Below are 14,485 nucleotides of genomic sequence, written 5' to 3' on the forward strand. Positions count from 1 at the left end.
ACAAAAAAAGAACAGCTGTTATCAGCTGTTCTTTTTTGTGTGTTTTTACTGGAGAATAAACGATTCCAGCTAGAGAAACACGTCATTTTTTTCTCCTGAACTCAAACAAACTTGTACAATGGAGTCTTACTTTTCATTAATATGGATTACCAAATCGTTATTCCATTTAAATTTAATTTTGTTCAATGAGAAAAACAATTTTATAAAGAGTTTCAAATACTGTGCTTGAGGAAACCTTAAAATAAGATGTCTTTTTCGTTAATTATTTTGCAACTTGCTTTACAACAAGATTTTTTAGTGCGAACATAAAGGCTTATTAGCAGAGATGTTTGGAGGGTTTTTAATGCTGGAGAATAGTTATGTCATGGTAGCCATCATCCTAATCATCAATATTGTTTACGTGTCGTTTTTTACGATCAGGATGATCCTGACTTTAAAAGGGCAGCGATATCTTGCTGCAGGCCTTAGTACGATTGAAGTGGTGATTTATGTTGTCGGTCTTGGTTTGGTTCTTGAGAATTTGAATGAGATACAGAATTTGATTGCCTATGCGGTGGGTTATGGTATCGGGGTTATTGTCGGGATGAAAATCGAGGAGAAACTGGCGCTTGGCTATATTACGATCAATGTGATTACGAAAGAGTATGATGTGGATCTGCCGAAGGCTTTGCGAGCACTCGGTTACGGTGTGACAGATTGGGCTGCGCATGGACTTGAGGGCGACCGGATGGCGATGCAGATTTTAACACCGCGAAAATATGAATTGAAGCTGTATGAGAAGATTAAGGAACTGGATCCGAAAGCGTTTATCATTGCGTATGAACCGAAATCGATTCATGGCGGTTTCTGGGTAAAATCAGTACGGAAAGGAAAGCTGTTTTCATGAGTAAGGGTAAAAAGAAGCAAATGTATGAAGTCGGCGAACATGAATCAATCGATGAATGTCTTAATAGAATGAAGAAAGATGGCTTCGCTCCTGTCCGCAGGATGGAGAAGCCGATTTTCAAGGAAGTAGAAAAGAATGGGACAGTTGAATATGAGCCTGCCGGCAGACAGATTATTTTTGAAGCGAAGCCAATCGAAGGTTAATTTACGTTAGTAGTTTAAAGCCCTAAATACGAACAATTCAAATATAAAAATTCATTAATGTTCGATTATTAATTGACAACTTGTTGAAATGGTTGTTAATATGTAGTTGTTGAAAGTGAAATTTAGTTTTTCTCTCGTATAATAATGGGGATATGCCCATGAGTTTCTACCCGGTAACCGTAAATTTCCGGACTATGAGGGAAAGTAGTTTTTAAGTGAAGGGAAAAGAAATCGTATTCACTTATGGATTTCTTTGCTTGCGCACCCGGATGGACTACTTTCTCTTCTATTAAGAGGAAGAAGTCTATCGGGTTTTTTTGTTTTTTAACTCCAAAGGGGGTAAGATGTATGACGGTTGCAGTCATTATGGGGAGCAAATCTGATTGGGAAACGATGAAGCATGCGTGCGACATTCTTGATCAGCTGGAAGTTTCTTTTATAAAAAAGGTGGTTTCAGCCCATCGTACACCAGAGATGATGTTTGAATTTGCCGAGAACGCCAGGGACGAAGGAATCAAAGTCATTATAGCTGGAGCGGGTGGGGCGGCGCATCTGCCCGGGATGGTAGCTGCGAAGACAACTCTGCCGGTCATTGGAGTGCCAGTCCAATCAAAGGCGCTTAATGGACTGGATTCACTGTTATCGATTGTCCAGATGCCTGGCGGAGTGCCGGTTGCGACGGTGGCAATCGGAAAAGCGGGCGCAACGAATGCAGGGCTGCTGGCGGCGCAAATCCTGGGTGCCTTTGACAGCGGTGTGGCAGAGAGGCTTGAGAGGATGAGAGAAGAAACAAAAATGTCGGTTATGGAAAGCAGTGATGAGCTTGTCTAAAGTGATTTTACCAGGAGAGACAATCGGGATCATCGGCGGCGGGCAGCTTGGCAAGATGATGGCGCTCTCGGCTAAAGCGATGGGTTTCAGGGTGGTCGTGCTTGACCCGACCGAAGACTGCCCATGCGGCCAGGTGGCTGACGAGCAGATTGTCGGCGATTACGATGACCTGGATAAAATAAAGCAGCTATCAGAACAGAGTGATGTGATCACTTATGAGTTTGAGAATATAGATGCAATCGGCCTTGAATGGCTGGATGAAAACGCCTATGTGCCGCAGGGCACGGAACTGCTGCGGGTCACTCAGGACAGGATAGAAGAGAAGCGCAACATCGAAGCAGCGGGTGTTCAGGTGGCTCCATACACAGTTGTGACAAAGGTGGAGGATGTCAGGGCAGGAATTGAAGAGCTGGGATTGCCTGCTGTCCTAAAAACAGCCAGGGGCGGTTATGATGGCAAGGGTCAGCTGGTTCTTAGGTCTATTGATGATATCGATTTATCAGAAACTTTAGTCAGCCAGGGTGCGTGTGTGCTGGAAAAGTGGATTCAGTTTGAAAGAGAAATTTCCGTGATCATCACACGCGGAACAAATGGTGAAACGAGCGTATTCCCGGTGGCGGAAAATGTTCACAAAGACAACATTTTACATCAGACAATTGTTCCGGCGAGAATCAGCATGAAGGCGGAAGTAAAGGCTATAGAGGCAGCGAAACAAATTGCGGCGGCATTAGGATTGGTTGGAACGCTGGCAGTTGAGATGTTTTTAGCTGAAAATGATGAGCTTTACATAAATGAACTGGCACCGAGGCCGCATAACTCGGGGCATTACAGTATTGAAGCCTGTGAGACATCGCAGTTCGAGCAGCATATCAGGGCAGTTTGCGGCTGGCCATTGGGAAGCACGAACTTGCTGAAGCCGGCTGTGATGGTAAACATCCTTGGCGAACACCAGAAGCCATTGCTGGATAAAATCGGAGATTTGCAGGATTGGAAAATCCATCTATACGGCAAAAACCAAGCAAAATATAAACGTAAAATGGGGCATGTGACCCTTTTGCGAGACACAGTAGAAATCGCGCTTGATGAAGCTGAGAGAAGCGGCATCTGGGAAGGCGCAGCAGAAATGATCGGAGGACAAAAAAGATGATAGATCGTTATACAAGACCGGAAATGGGAGCAATCTGGACGGAGGAGAACCGCTTTAAGGCCTGGCTTGAGGTTGAAATTCTTGCTTGTGAAGCATGGGCTGAGCTTGGGGAGATTCCTAAGGAAGACGTAAAGAAACTGCGTGAAAATGCATCTTTCGATATTGACCGAATCAAGGAAATCGAAGAAGAGACGCGCCATGATGTGGTCGCATTTACAAGAGCGGTGTCTGAAACACTTGGAGAAGAGCGCAAATGGGTCCATTACGGCCTGACTTCGACGGACGTTGTTGATACGGCGCTATCCTATGTGCTTAAGCAGGCGAATGCAATTTTGCTGAAGGATCTTGAGAACTTTGTTGAGATCCTGTCTAATAAAGCAAAAGAGCATAAGTACACAGTCATGATGGGACGGACTCACGGAGTGCATGCTGAGCCGACTACTTTTGGCTTAAAGCTAGGGCTATGGCTCGAGGAAATGAAGCGAAATCTTGATCGTTTCAAAATGGCGTCTCGTGATGTGGAGTTCGGCAAGATTTCAGGTGCAGTTGGAACGTACGCAAATATCGATCCATTCGTTGAATCATATGTCTGTGAAAAATTAGGTCTCCAGCCGGCACCGATTTCGACGCAGACCTTGCAGCGTGACCGCCATGCATTCTATATGTCTACGCTTGCTTTAATTGCCACTTCCATTGAGAAGTTTGCAGTTGAGATTCGCGGTTTGCAAAAAAGTGAAACCCGTGAAGTAGAAGAGTTTTTTTGCAAAGGGACAAAAAGGCTCTTCGGCAATGCCGCATAAGCGCAACCCGATTGGCTCTGAAAACATGACCGGAATGGCGAGGGTTATCCGCGGTTACATGACGACGGCATATGAAAATGTACCGCTATGGCATGAGCGTGATATTTCACACTCATCTGCAGAGAGAATTATTTTACCAGACGCGACGATTGCATTGAATTATATGCTGAACCGTTTCGGCAATATCGTGAAGAACTTGACGGTATATCCAGAAAACATGAAGCGCAATATGGACCGGACGCTTGGCTTGATTTACTCCCAGCGCGTGCTGCTTGCTTTGATCGACAAGGGCATGTCCCGTGAGGAAGCTTACGATACAGTTCAGCCAAGAGCGATGGAAGCTTGGGAGAAGCAGGTGCAATTCCGCAGTCTGATCGAAAATGACGAGAAAATCGCCGGACTCTTGTGTGAATCGGAAATCGATGATTGCTTTGATTACAACTACCATATCAAACATGTGGATATGATTTTTGAAAGACTGGGGCTTTAATACAGGCGGGCAAGGTTTTCTTGCTCTTCTTTTATCTATAAGAGACTGAAGATTGCCAATTATCTCATTCGGAGGCGTTGAAATGGAAGAGCAGGCACTGTTGTACGAAGGCAAAGCGAAGCGTATTTACGCGACAGGTAATGAGAGTGTTGTAAGGGTTCAATACAAGGATTCGGCGACAGCAAACAACGGCGAGAAAAAGGCGGAGGTTGTCGGCAAGGGCAGGCTGAATAATGAGATTACGAGTTTACTATTCTTGAAGCTTCGAAAAGTGGGGATCCAATCGCACTTTATCGAAAAAATTTCTGCGAGTGAGCAGCTGGTGAAGCGGGTTTCAATTATCCCCCTTGAGGTGGTAGTAAGGAATTTCGCTGCCGGCAGTTTTTCAAAGCGCCTTGGAGTTGAAGAAGGCAAAAAGCTTTCAAAATCTATCGTTGAGTTCTACCTGAAGGATGACTCGCTGGGAGATCCACTGATAACGGATGAGCATGTTGATGTGCTGGATCTTGCATCGGCTGATGAAGTGGCAGAACTGAAGGCAGCTGCTTTAAAAATCAATGATATTCTGAGTGGATTTTTCACAGAAATTGGTGTCACTTTAATAGATTTCAAGCTTGAGTTCGGCAAGGATGCTGACGGCAATATCCTGCTGGCGGATGAGATTTCACCTGATACATGCCGCCTCTGGGACATCGAAACACAGCAGAAACTTGATAAGGATGTATTCCGCCGTGATTTAGGGAATCTGACAGATGCTTACGAAACCATTTTGACGAGATTGGGAGGACAATTGCATGTATAAAGTAAAGGTGTATGTCACTTTAAGGGAAAGTGTTTTGGATCCGCAGGGAACGGCTGTGAAAAATGCGCTTGCGACACATGGTTACGAAGGCATCCAGGAGGTCCGCATCGGAAAGTATATGGAGCTGACTTTGGATGAGTCGGTGAAGGATGTCGAAGCTGCTGTGAAAGAAATGTGCGAGCGCCTGCTGGCGAATCCGGTGATTGAGGACTACAGGTACGAAGTCGAGGAGGTTGTTGCACAGTGAAGTTTGCGGTGATTGTTTTTCCGGGTTCGAACTGTGACATTGACATGTACCATGCTGTAAAAGATGAGCTTGGCGAAGAGGCAGAGTATGTGTGGCATGATGCTGAAAGTCTAGGAGACTATGACGCTGTATTGTTGCCAGGCGGATTTTCTTATGGAGATTACTTGCGTTCTGGAGCAATTGCCCAGTTCAGCAATGTCATGAAGGAAGTCGTCAAAGCAGCAGAAGCTGGCAAGCCTGTGCTTGGAGTCTGCAATGGATTTCAGATTTTGCTTGAGGCAGGACTCCTTCCAGGGGCGATGCGCCGCAATGACAGCCTGAAGTTCATCTGCAAGCAGGTTGAATTGAAGGTGGAGAACAACGAAACAATATTTTCTGCTTGTTATGAAAAAGGCGAGGTCATTACGATTCCGGTTGCGCATGGGGAAGGCAACTATTATTGCGATGAAAAAACGCTTTCCCGTTTGAAGGCAAATAATCAAATCGTGTTCACATACAATGGCGAGAATCCGAATGGAAGCCTTGAAAATATCGCAGGGATCATCAATCAACGCGGCAACGTTCTCGGAATGATGCCGCACCCAGAACGTGCAGTCGATGAGCTGCTTGGCGGCGCGGACGGCTTGAAGCTTTTTAAATCGATCGTCAAACAATGGAGGGAAGCAAATGCGGTTAATGCTTGAACCAAGTCCAGAGCAAATTAAACAGGAAAAGATTTATCGGGAAATGGGAATGTCAGACAGCGAGTTTGCTTCTGCCGAGAAGATTCTTGGACGGGTGCCGAACTACACGGAAACAGGCTTGTTCTCCGTCATGTGGTCCGAGCACTGTAGTTACAAGAACTCGAAGCCGGTGCTGAAAAAGTTCCCTGTCACTGGGGAGCGAGTGTTGCAGGGGCCGGGCGAAGGTGCGGGAATCGTGGATATTGGTGATGGCCAGGCGGTTGTTTTCAAGATTGAGAGCCATAACCATCCTTCGGCGATCGAACCATATCAAGGCGCGGCTACGGGTGTCGGCGGAATTATCCGTGACGTTTTTCGATGGGAGCAAGGCCAATTGCATTATTGAATTCTCTCCGCTTCGGCGAGCTTGAGTCGCCAAGGGTGAAATATTTGTTTGAACAGGTTGTTGCCGGAATCGCAGGCTACGGAAACTGCATCGGTATCCCAACGGTTGGCGGTGAGGTCCAGTTTGATGCTGCTTATGAGGGCAATCCGCTTGTGAACGCAATGTGTGTCGGACTGATTAACCACGAGGATATCAAAAAGGGCCAGGCGCATGGTGTCGGCAATACAGTTATGTACGTTGGCGCAAAGACGGGCCGTGATGGAATCCACGGAGCTACCTTCGCTTCTGAAGAACTGAGTGATTCCTCTGAGGATAAGCGTCCAGCCGTCCAGGTTGGTGATCCATTTATGGAAAAATTGCTTTTGGAAGCGTGTTTGGAGCTTGTGAAAAATGATGCGCTTGTTGGCATCCAGGACATGGGTGCGGCTGGTTTGACCAGTTCATCTGCAGAGATGGCGAGCAAGGCTGGTTCAGGAATCGAGATGAACATTGACCTAGTGCCGCAGCGTGAAACTGGAATGACTGCTTATGAAATGATGCTTTCAGAGTCCCAGGAGCGGATGCTGATTGTCGTGGAAAAAGGACGTGAGCAGGAAATCATCGATCTTTTTTCCAAATATGAACTTGAAGCGGTTGCGATTGGAAAAGTAACGGACGATAAGATGCTTCGTCTTTTACATAAAGGGGAAGTGGTTGCTGAGGTTCCAGCCGATGCGCTGGCTGAAGAAGCGCCAGTCTACTACAAGCCTTCGAGCGAACCAGCTTATTTCCGTGAATTCCAGGAGATGGACAATGTGATTCCGGAAGTTGAAGACTATGAAACTACTTTGTTGGCATTGCTTCAGCAGCCAACGATTGCAAGCAAAGAGTGGGTCTATGACCAATATGACCATATGGTGCGCACAAGCACGGTTGTATCTCCTGGATCTGATGCAGCGGTAGTAAGAGTTCGCGGCACAGAAAAAGGGTTGGCGATGACGACGGATTGCAACTCGCGCTATATCTACCTTGATCCGGAAACCGGCGGGAAGATTGCCGTTGCCGAGGCTGCGCGCAATATCATCTGCTCTGGCGGCGAGCCGCTGGCAATCACGGACTGCCTGAACTTTGGCAATCCGGAGAAGCCGGAGATTTTCTGGCAGTTTGAAAAAGCGGTCGATGGCATGAGTGAAGCGTGCCGGATGCTAGGGACACCTGTTATAGGCGGAAACGTCAGCTGTATAACGAAACGAATGGAACAGCTGTCTATCCAACACCGGTTGTCGGTATGGTCGGCCTGGTTGAAAATCTTAAGCACGTAACGACGCAGCATTTTAAAAATGCCGGCGACTTGATTTATCTGTTAGGTGATACGAAGGATGAGTTCGGCGGCAGCGAGCTTCAGAAGCTTATGTATGGCCGGATTTTTGGCAAGGCACCTGTGCTTAATCTAGAAGTGGAAGCCGGCTATCAAGCACAGATTTTAACAGCGATTAAAAACGGGCTTGTTGCATCAGCGCATGATGTCGCCGAGGGCGGTGTGGCGGTTGCGCTTGCTGAATCTGTGATCGGCAGCAAAGGTTTGGGAGCTGAGGTTACCCTGGAAGGGAATGCTGTATCGGCTTTGTTCAGCGAATCGCAATCTCGCTTTATTTTATCGGTAAAACCAGAGAATCAAATTGATTTTGAGAGTTTAACAGACGCGGTGTTGATCGGTAAAGTGGTCGAAGCACCTGCGTTAAAAATAGATGTAAATGGCGAGAACGTGATCAATCAAGACGCAGAGGGGCTGAAAAAGGCCTGGAAAGGAGCCATCCCATGCTTGCTGAATTAAAAGGCTTGAATGAGGAATGCGGCGTATTTGGTATCTGGGGACATCCCGAAGCAGCGCAAATCACGTATTATGGCCTTCACAGCCTCCAGCATCGCGGCCAGGAAGGCACCGGCATTGTTGTGAGCGATGGCAAGGAACTTAAGGCAGGAAAGGCGAAGGCCTTGTGACCGAAATTTTTACGGCTGATGCAATAGAAGACCTACAGGGTGTTGGCGCAATCGGGCATGTTCGCTATGCGACTGCAGGAGGCGGCGGCTACGAGAATGTACAGCCGCTTCTGTTTCAATCGCAAAGCGGAGGACTCGCTCTTGCTCATAACGGCAATTTAGTGAATGCAAATGCTTTAAGGAACCAGCTTGAGGCACAGGGCAGCATCTTCCAGACGAGTTCTGATACAGAGGTACTTGCGCACTTAATCAAGCGCGGCGGCTTCAACCAGCTGAAGGATCGTGTCAAAAATGCACTTCCGATGCTGAAGGGGGCTTACGCATTTTTAATCATGACCGAAACGGAGATGCTGATAGCGCTCGACCCACATGGATTGCGTCCACTTTCACTGGGCCGTCTTGGCGATGCATATGTGGTAGCTTCAGAGACTTGCGCGTTCGATATTGTCGGTGCGGAGTTTGTCAGGGACATCCTTCCTGGAGAAATGTTGATGATCAATGGACACGGTTTACACTCTGAGATGTATTCGATGAGCTCGGGCACGGCGATTTGTACGATGGAATATATCTATTTTTCAAGACCAGACAGCAACATCCATGGCATCAACGTTCATGCCGCCCGCAAAAGTCTTGGCAAGCAGCTGGCGAAGGAAGTTCCGATTCAAGCTGATGTTGTTACCGGTGTACCTGATTCAAGTATCTCTGCGGCAATTGGTTATGCAGAGGAATCGGGCATTCCTTACGAAATGGGCTTGATCAAGAACCGTTATGTCGGCCGAACCTTCATCCAGCCATCTCAGTCACTGAGAGAGCAGGGCGTGAAAATGAAGCTTTCACCGGTGCGCGGGATTGTCGAAGGCAAGCGTGTCATTATGGTGGACGACTCTATCGTGCGCGGCACGACCAGCCGCCGGATTGTGAAGATGCTGAAGGAAGCGGGCGCGACCGAGGTCCACGTCGTCATCAGCTCGCCGCCGATCCAGAACCCATGCTTCTACGGAATCGATACATCTACCCGCGAAGAGTTAATTGCTTCTGAGCACTCAGTTGAAGAGATCCGCGAATTGATCGGTGCAGACTCACTGACGTTTTTGAGTGTCGAGGGCATGCTTGAGGCAATCGGACACAATGAACCTGGCGAAACACGAGGTCAGTGCCTCGCTTGCTTTACCGGGAAGTACCCGACGGAGATTTATCCGCAGGCCGTGCCTGCTGGGCAGAAGTGCTAAAGTAATTAATGTGCCCGTAATGAAGCGGGATGGCAGTTAAAGGTCACCTTATGCCTAAATGAGGCTTCTACGAAAAGAGACTTAAATGAAAAAACAGCCAAATCGGAGGTAGTGAACATGGCAAACGCGTATAAGCAGGCTGGTGTGGATATTGAGGCCGGATACGAGGCGGTCGAACGAATCAAAAAGCATGTGAAGCGGACGGTAAGGCCTGGTGTGATGGGGGCATTAGGCGGATTCGGCGGAATGTTCGACCTTTCCAGCCTTGGACTTAAGGAGCCGGTGCTCGTTTCAGGCACGGATGGTGTTGGCACGAAGCTGATGCTGGCATTCATGTTGGACCGGCATGATACAATCGGGATAGATGCGGTCGCGATGTGCGTGAACGACATCGTTGTCCAGGGAGCGGAACCATTATATTTCCTTGACTATATCGCCTGCGGAAAAGCAGAGCCGGAAAAAATAGAAGCGATTGTCAGGGGGATTGCCGACGGCTGCGAGCAGGCTGGCTGTGCGCTGGTCGGCGGGGAAACCGCGGAAATGCCAGGGATGTACTCTCCGGAAGAATACGATTTGGCTGGCTTCTCGGTTGGTGCCTGTGAAAAGGCAGATATCATCACAGGGCAGAAAATCAAAGAGGGCGATGTGCTGATCGGACTTGCATCAAGCGGCATCCACAGCAATGGCTACTCGCTTGTGCGCAAGGTGTTTTTCGAGCAGGCTGGCTGGGAGCTTGACCGTTGCGTAGAAGAGTTTGACTGTACGCTTGGCGAAGAACTGCTCAAACCAACCCGTATTTATGTAAAACCGGTGCTTGCCGCAAGGAAGCAGTTTGAGCTTAAAGGACTGGCCCATATTACAGGCGGCGGCTTCATCGAAAACATTCCGCGTATGCTGCCGGAAGGACTGGGCGCAAAAATCGAAGAGGGCAGCTGGGAAATCCCGCAGGTATTCAAGACAATTGAATCTCTTGGTGAAATTGAACGACAGGATATGTACAATATCTTCAATATGGGCATTGGCATGGTAGTGGCAGTTGGTGCAGGAATTGCTCATGAAGTTGTGGCGTTTTTTAACCAGAACGGAGAGCGGGCTGCCGTAATCGGCACAATTACTGGCAAGGAAGGAATACAGATGAAAATGGCTGGTGAAGAGCTATGAAAAAAATAGCTGTATTTGCGTCGGGGAGCGGGAGCAATTTTCAGGCGATTGCCGTGGCGGCACAGTCTGGCATCCTGAATGCTGAAATCAGCCTGCTTGTTTGCGATAAGCCGGGTGCTTTTGCGATTGATCGCGCCGAAATGCTTGGGATTCCAGCTCTGGTCATCAGTCCGAAGAGTTATCCATCCAAGGCTGCATACGAGGCGGAAATTTTGCAAAAACTAACCAGTCTTGATGTCGAAATGATTGTCCTTGCAGGCTATATGCGCCTCATCGGACCGATATTGCTTGAAGCATATGAAGGAAAAATCGTGAACATCCATCCGTCACTTTTGCCAGCGTTCCCTGGGAAGGATGCGATCGGCCGGGCGCTTGCAGCCGGAGTTGAGACTACAGGAGTGACAATCCATTACGTTGACGAAGGAATGGATACCGGACCGATCATTGCGAGCGCTTCAGTAAAAGTTGAAGCAGGTGAAACAAGGGAGACACTTCAGAAGAAAATACAGCGGATTGAACATAGCTTGTATCCAGAAATTCTGGAGGAGCTGTTGAACGGAGAAGAGGAGGCAGTACAATGGGAAAAAAGCGTGCACTGATCAGTGTTTCGAATAAAGATGGAATTGTAGAGTTTGCAAAGGAGCTTGCCGAGCTTGGATTTGAAATCGTCTCGACTGGCGGTACAAAAAATGCGCTCAAGGAAGGTGGCGTTCCTGTCATCGGGATCAGCGATGTCACTGGTTTTCCGGAAATCCTTGAAGGCCGAGTGAAGACGCTCCATCCTAAAATTCACGGTGGCTTGCTTGCGAAGTACGATGATCCTTCACATCAGGCTCAGCTGGCTGAAAATGAAATCGAGCAAATCGAGCTTGTCTGCGTCAACTTGTATCCTTTTAAAGAAACAATTTCAAAGCCTGGTGTGACAGCGGAGGATGCGATTGAGAATATCGACATCGGCGGTCCGGCGATGCTGCGCGCGTCAGCGAAAAATCACCAATACATAACCGTGCTTGTTGACCCAGCTGATTATCAGCAGGTGATTGAAGAGTATAAGAATCAAAATGGAACCACTCTGGAAACCCGCCGTCTTCTTGCTGCGAAGGTGTTCCGCCACACAGCTTCGTATGATGCGCTGATTGCAGAATACATGACCAACCTTGCTGGCGAGGAACAGCCTGAAAAAATGACAGTGACCTACGAGCTGAAGCAAAGCTTGCGCTACGGTGAAAATCCGCATCAAAAAGCTGCTTTTTATCAGAAGCCGCATGGTTCAGCCTTTTCAGTTGCCGCTGCGGAACAACTTCACGGAAAAGAGCTTTCTTATAACAACATCAATGATGCCAATGCTGCCTTGCAGATTGTAAAAGAATTCACTGAACCGGCAGCGGTTGCGGTTAAGCATATGAACCCGTGCGGAGTTGGTGCAGGTAAGGATATTTTTGATGCTTTCGGTAAGGTGTTCGAAGCGGATCCGGTTTCAATTTTCGGCGGAATCATTGCTTGAATCGTGAGGTTGATGGCGAGACTGCACGCAAGCTCTATGAAATCTTCCTTGAAATCATCATTGCCCCTTCTTTTAGTGATAAAGCTCTGGAAATTTTAACGGCGAAAAAGAATCTCCGTTTGCTGAAGGTCTCATTTGAGAGTGAAGCTTCAAAGGAAAACACACTTTCCTCGATTGAGGGTGGATTGCTTGTCCAGGAACAGGATATATATGGATTTGAAGATGCCGAAATTTCTGTGCCGACAAAGCGTGAACCAACGGAGGCAGAATGGGAAGCCTTGAAGCTTGGCTGGAAGGTTGTTAAGCATGTTAAATCGAACGCGATTGTCGTGGCGAATAAGGATATGACCTTAGGAATCGGCGCAGGCCAGATGAACCGAGTAGGAGCGGCCAGGATTGCGCTGGAACAGGCTGGCGCGAAAGCGGATGGAGCTGCGCTCGCATCTGACGCATTCTTCCCGATGGACGACACCGTCGAAGCTGCAGCAAAAGCAGGTATCACGGCCATCATCCAGCCCGGCGGATCCGTCCGAGATGCAGATTCAATCAAAAAAGCGGATGAATATGGCATTGCGATGGTATTTACAGGCGTTAGGCATTTTAGACATTAATGGCTGGCAAAACGCAGATTTGTTTGGAATCAAGCGTTAAGTTAAAAGCAGTCCTGAATACAACGGAGGTGGAGTTTATGAAGGTTCTTGTGGTTGGCAGAGGGGGCCGGGAGCATGCGATTTGCCGGAAGGTCAGCGAAAGTCCACTTGTTACGGATGTTTTTGTGGCTCCAGGCAATCCAGGGATCGAAGATTGCGCGAAAGTAATCGCCATAAATGAAAATGGTACTGAACAGCTGATTGCATTCGCGAAGGAAAACCAAATCGGCCTGACGATCATCGGGCCCGAGGTTCCTTTGCAGGCAGGATTGGCTGACCGTTTTATTAAGGAAGGGCTTAAGGTATTCGGTCCGCGTAAAGCGGCAGCGATCATTGAAGGAAGCAAATCGTTCGCGAAGGACCTGATGAAAAAGTACGGCATCCCGACTGCCGCGTACGAAACATTCACTAATTATGCTGATGCAAGGGACTATCTAGCAAAGGCCAGTGCCCCGATTGTCATCAAGGCAGATGGACTTGCGGCTGGCAAAGGTGTCGTCGTCGCAATGACCATGGAGGAAGCGGAAAATGCCTTGCAGGAAATGATGCTTGATGGAAAATTTGGTGATGCATCGGCAAGCGTGGTCATCGAGGAATTTTTAACAGGGGAAGAGTTTTCGCTGATGGCATTCGTGAACGGTGAAACCGTCATTCCATTGGAAATTGCCCAGGACCATAAGCGGGTATTCGATGGCGATCAGGGTCAGAACACCGGCGGGATGGGTGCCTATTCTCCGGTACCGCAAATCCGGGCGGAATCAGTCGCAGTTGCGGTTGAGCAAATCCTTCAACCGGCGGCGATTGCGATGGAGATGGAGGGGCGGAGCTTTACAGGAATCCTGTATGCCGGTCTTATAGAGACCTCGGAAGGGCCAAAAGTAATTGAATTTAACGCGCGATTCGGAGATCCGGAAACTCAGGTAATTTTACCGCGGATGAAATCAGATTTGGTTGAGATCATTCTCGAACTGCTTGAAGGCAAAAAGCCTGAGGTTGAATGGCATGAAGAAGCGATGGTCGGCGTTGTCATCGCGGCCAAAGGTTATCCTGAGGAATATGAAAAAGGTGCTGTGTTGAGGGGCATCGAGAACATATCGCAAGTTTTTCATGCGGGAACGGCGAAAAACAGCGATGGCGAGTTCGTGACAAACGGCGGCAGGGTGCTGCTTGTCGGTGCAAAAGCGGCATCGTTAAAAGAAGCACAGCAAAAAGTGTACGCTGAGCTTGAAAAACTGGACTGCCCGGAAACCTTCTACCGCAGGGATATCGGCAGCAAGGCTATCGGGCACGTCTCTTGCTAGAACCTTTCATATAAACGAGCAGCAGGGCGATGATGCTCCCAATCAACGCGATCCAGACAAAGCTGACGTCCATTATATATTCCCAGAACATAAAATCATCTCCTTTAATTGAAGCCCCCGGTTTAATAGGGGGCTTATTTTTATTTTCAAAAAAACTCCACAGAATTGTCTAGGCTCCGCTTTTAG

The 14,485-nt window shown here is 48.0% G+C and carries 11 protein-coding genes, 4 pseudogenes and 1 riboswitch; of the genes and pseudogenes, 14 read left to right on the plus strand and 1 reads right to left on the minus strand.

The window, feature by feature from the left end; translation table 11 throughout:
• Positions 1 to 343 precede the first annotated feature (343 nt).
• The 14 genes and pseudogenes from JCM21738_RS13410 to purD all read left to right on the plus strand — a co-directional run bounded on the left by JCM21738_RS13410 (position 344) and on the right by purD (position 14,299).
• Complete coding sequence (locus JCM21738_RS13410) at positions 344 to 886, plus strand: DUF2179 domain-containing protein (RefSeq protein WP_023626253.1); 543 nt, start codon at positions 344 to 346, stop codon at positions 884 to 886.
• The gene (locus JCM21738_RS13415; protein WP_023626252.1) at positions 883 to 1,089 is read left to right on the plus strand and encodes an NETI motif-containing protein; all 207 of its coding nucleotides are present in this window, start codon (positions 883 to 885) and stop codon (positions 1,087 to 1,089) included. Before JCM21738_RS13410 ends, JCM21738_RS13415 begins: the two co-directional genes overlap by 4 nt.
• A 114-nt stretch (positions 1,090 to 1,203) precedes the next feature.
• Positions 1,204 to 1,304, plus strand: a riboswitch (purine riboswitch).
• A 133-nt stretch (positions 1,305 to 1,437) separates the two neighbouring features.
• Positions 1,438 to 1,920, plus strand: coding sequence for a 5-(carboxyamino)imidazole ribonucleotide mutase (purE, locus tag JCM21738_RS13420; protein WP_023626251.1), 483 nt, complete (start codon positions 1,438 to 1,440; stop codon positions 1,918 to 1,920).
• The gene (purK, locus tag JCM21738_RS13425) at positions 1,907 to 3,067 is read left to right on the plus strand and encodes a 5-(carboxyamino)imidazole ribonucleotide synthase (RefSeq protein WP_023626250.1); all 1,161 of its coding nucleotides are present in this window, start codon (positions 1,907 to 1,909) and stop codon (positions 3,065 to 3,067) included. The genes purE and purK overlap by 14 nt, the downstream gene beginning before the upstream one ends.
• Positions 3,064 to 4,357: pseudogene (gene purB / locus JCM21738_RS13430) on the plus strand (adenylosuccinate lyase). Before purK ends, purB begins: the two are co-directional and overlap by 4 nt.
• Positions 4,358 to 4,439: 82 nt before the next feature.
• Positions 4,440 to 5,159, plus strand: a complete 720-nt coding sequence (gene purC / locus JCM21738_RS13435; RefSeq protein WP_031308153.1) for a phosphoribosylaminoimidazolesuccinocarboxamide synthase — start codon at positions 4,440 to 4,442, stop codon at positions 5,157 to 5,159.
• Entirely contained in the window at positions 5,152 to 5,406 is a 255-nt protein-coding gene (purS, locus tag JCM21738_RS13440) for a phosphoribosylformylglycinamidine synthase subunit PurS (RefSeq protein WP_023626247.1), read from the plus strand. The genes purC and purS overlap by 8 nt, the downstream gene beginning before the upstream one ends.
• On the plus strand, positions 5,403 to 6,089 hold the full coding sequence (purQ, locus tag JCM21738_RS13445; protein WP_023626246.1) for a phosphoribosylformylglycinamidine synthase subunit PurQ: 687 nt from the start codon (positions 5,403 to 5,405) through the stop codon (positions 6,087 to 6,089). Before purS ends, purQ begins: the two co-directional genes overlap by 4 nt.
• Positions 6,073 to 8,287, plus strand: a pseudogene (gene purL, locus JCM21738_RS13450) (phosphoribosylformylglycinamidine synthase subunit PurL). The gene purQ and the pseudogene purL overlap by 17 nt, the downstream one beginning before the upstream one ends.
• Positions 8,272 to 9,683: pseudogene (gene purF / locus JCM21738_RS13455) on the plus strand (amidophosphoribosyltransferase). The pseudogenes purL and purF overlap by 16 nt, the downstream one beginning before the upstream one ends.
• 117 nt (positions 9,684 to 9,800) lie before the next feature.
• Positions 9,801 to 10,844: a phosphoribosylformylglycinamidine cyclo-ligase gene (gene purM, locus JCM21738_RS13460; RefSeq protein ID WP_023626243.1), complete on the plus strand. Its 1,044-nt coding sequence runs from the start codon at positions 9,801 to 9,803 to the stop codon at positions 10,842 to 10,844.
• Complete coding sequence (purN, locus tag JCM21738_RS13465) at positions 10,841 to 11,443, plus strand: phosphoribosylglycinamide formyltransferase (RefSeq protein ID WP_023626242.1); 603 nt, start codon at positions 10,841 to 10,843, stop codon at positions 11,441 to 11,443. The genes purM and purN overlap by 4 nt, the downstream gene beginning before the upstream one ends.
• Positions 11,422 to 12,959, plus strand: a pseudogene (gene purH, locus JCM21738_RS13470) (bifunctional phosphoribosylaminoimidazolecarboxamide formyltransferase/IMP cyclohydrolase). The gene purN and the pseudogene purH overlap by 22 nt, the downstream one beginning before the upstream one ends.
• A 77-nt stretch (positions 12,960 to 13,036) precedes the next feature.
• Positions 13,037 to 14,299, plus strand: a complete 1,263-nt coding sequence (gene purD / locus JCM21738_RS13475) for a phosphoribosylamine--glycine ligase (protein WP_023626240.1) — start codon at positions 13,037 to 13,039, stop codon at positions 14,297 to 14,299.
• Here the strand turns inward: purD and JCM21738_RS27390 are convergent.
• Entirely contained in the window at positions 14,277 to 14,390 is a 114-nt protein-coding gene (locus JCM21738_RS27390) for an EYxxD motif small membrane protein (protein WP_324782409.1), read from the minus strand. The two genes, purD and JCM21738_RS27390, sit on opposite strands and share 23 nt — an antisense overlap.
• Positions 14,391 to 14,485 lie beyond the last annotated feature (95 nt).

The organism is Mesobacillus boroniphilus JCM 21738 (assembly GCF_000517385.1).
Classification (GTDB): Bacteria; Bacillota; Bacilli; order Bacillales; family Cytobacillaceae; genus Mesobacillus; species Mesobacillus boroniphilus.

Excerpts from the sequence above, each read along its gene's own strand:
- JCM21738_RS13410 (WP_023626253.1), top strand. The coding sequence starts at position 344 with ATGCTGGAGAATAGTTATGTCATGGTAGCCATCATCCTAATCATCAAT.
- JCM21738_RS13415 (WP_023626252.1), top strand. The coding sequence starts at position 883 with ATGAGTAAGGGTAAAAAGAAGCAAATGTATGAAGTCGGCGAACATGAA.
- purE (WP_023626251.1), top strand. The coding sequence starts at position 1,438 with ATGACGGTTGCAGTCATTATGGGGAGCAAATCTGATTGGGAAACGATG.
- purK (WP_023626250.1), top strand. The coding sequence starts at position 1,907 with ATGAGCTTGTCTAAAGTGATTTTACCAGGAGAGACAATCGGGATCATC.
- purC (WP_031308153.1), top strand. The coding sequence starts at position 4,440 with ATGGAAGAGCAGGCACTGTTGTACGAAGGCAAAGCGAAGCGTATTTAC.
- purS (WP_023626247.1), top strand. The coding sequence starts at position 5,152 with ATGTATAAAGTAAAGGTGTATGTCACTTTAAGGGAAAGTGTTTTGGAT.
- purM (WP_023626243.1), top strand. The coding sequence starts at position 9,801 with ATGGCAAACGCGTATAAGCAGGCTGGTGTGGATATTGAGGCCGGATAC.
- purN (WP_023626242.1), top strand. The coding sequence starts at position 10,841 with ATGAAAAAAATAGCTGTATTTGCGTCGGGGAGCGGGAGCAATTTTCAG.
- purD (WP_023626240.1), top strand. The coding sequence starts at position 13,037 with ATGAAGGTTCTTGTGGTTGGCAGAGGGGGCCGGGAGCATGCGATTTGC.
- JCM21738_RS27390 (WP_324782409.1), bottom strand. The coding sequence starts at position 14,390 with ATGTTCTGGGAATATATAATGGACGTCAGCTTTGTCTGGATCGCGTTG.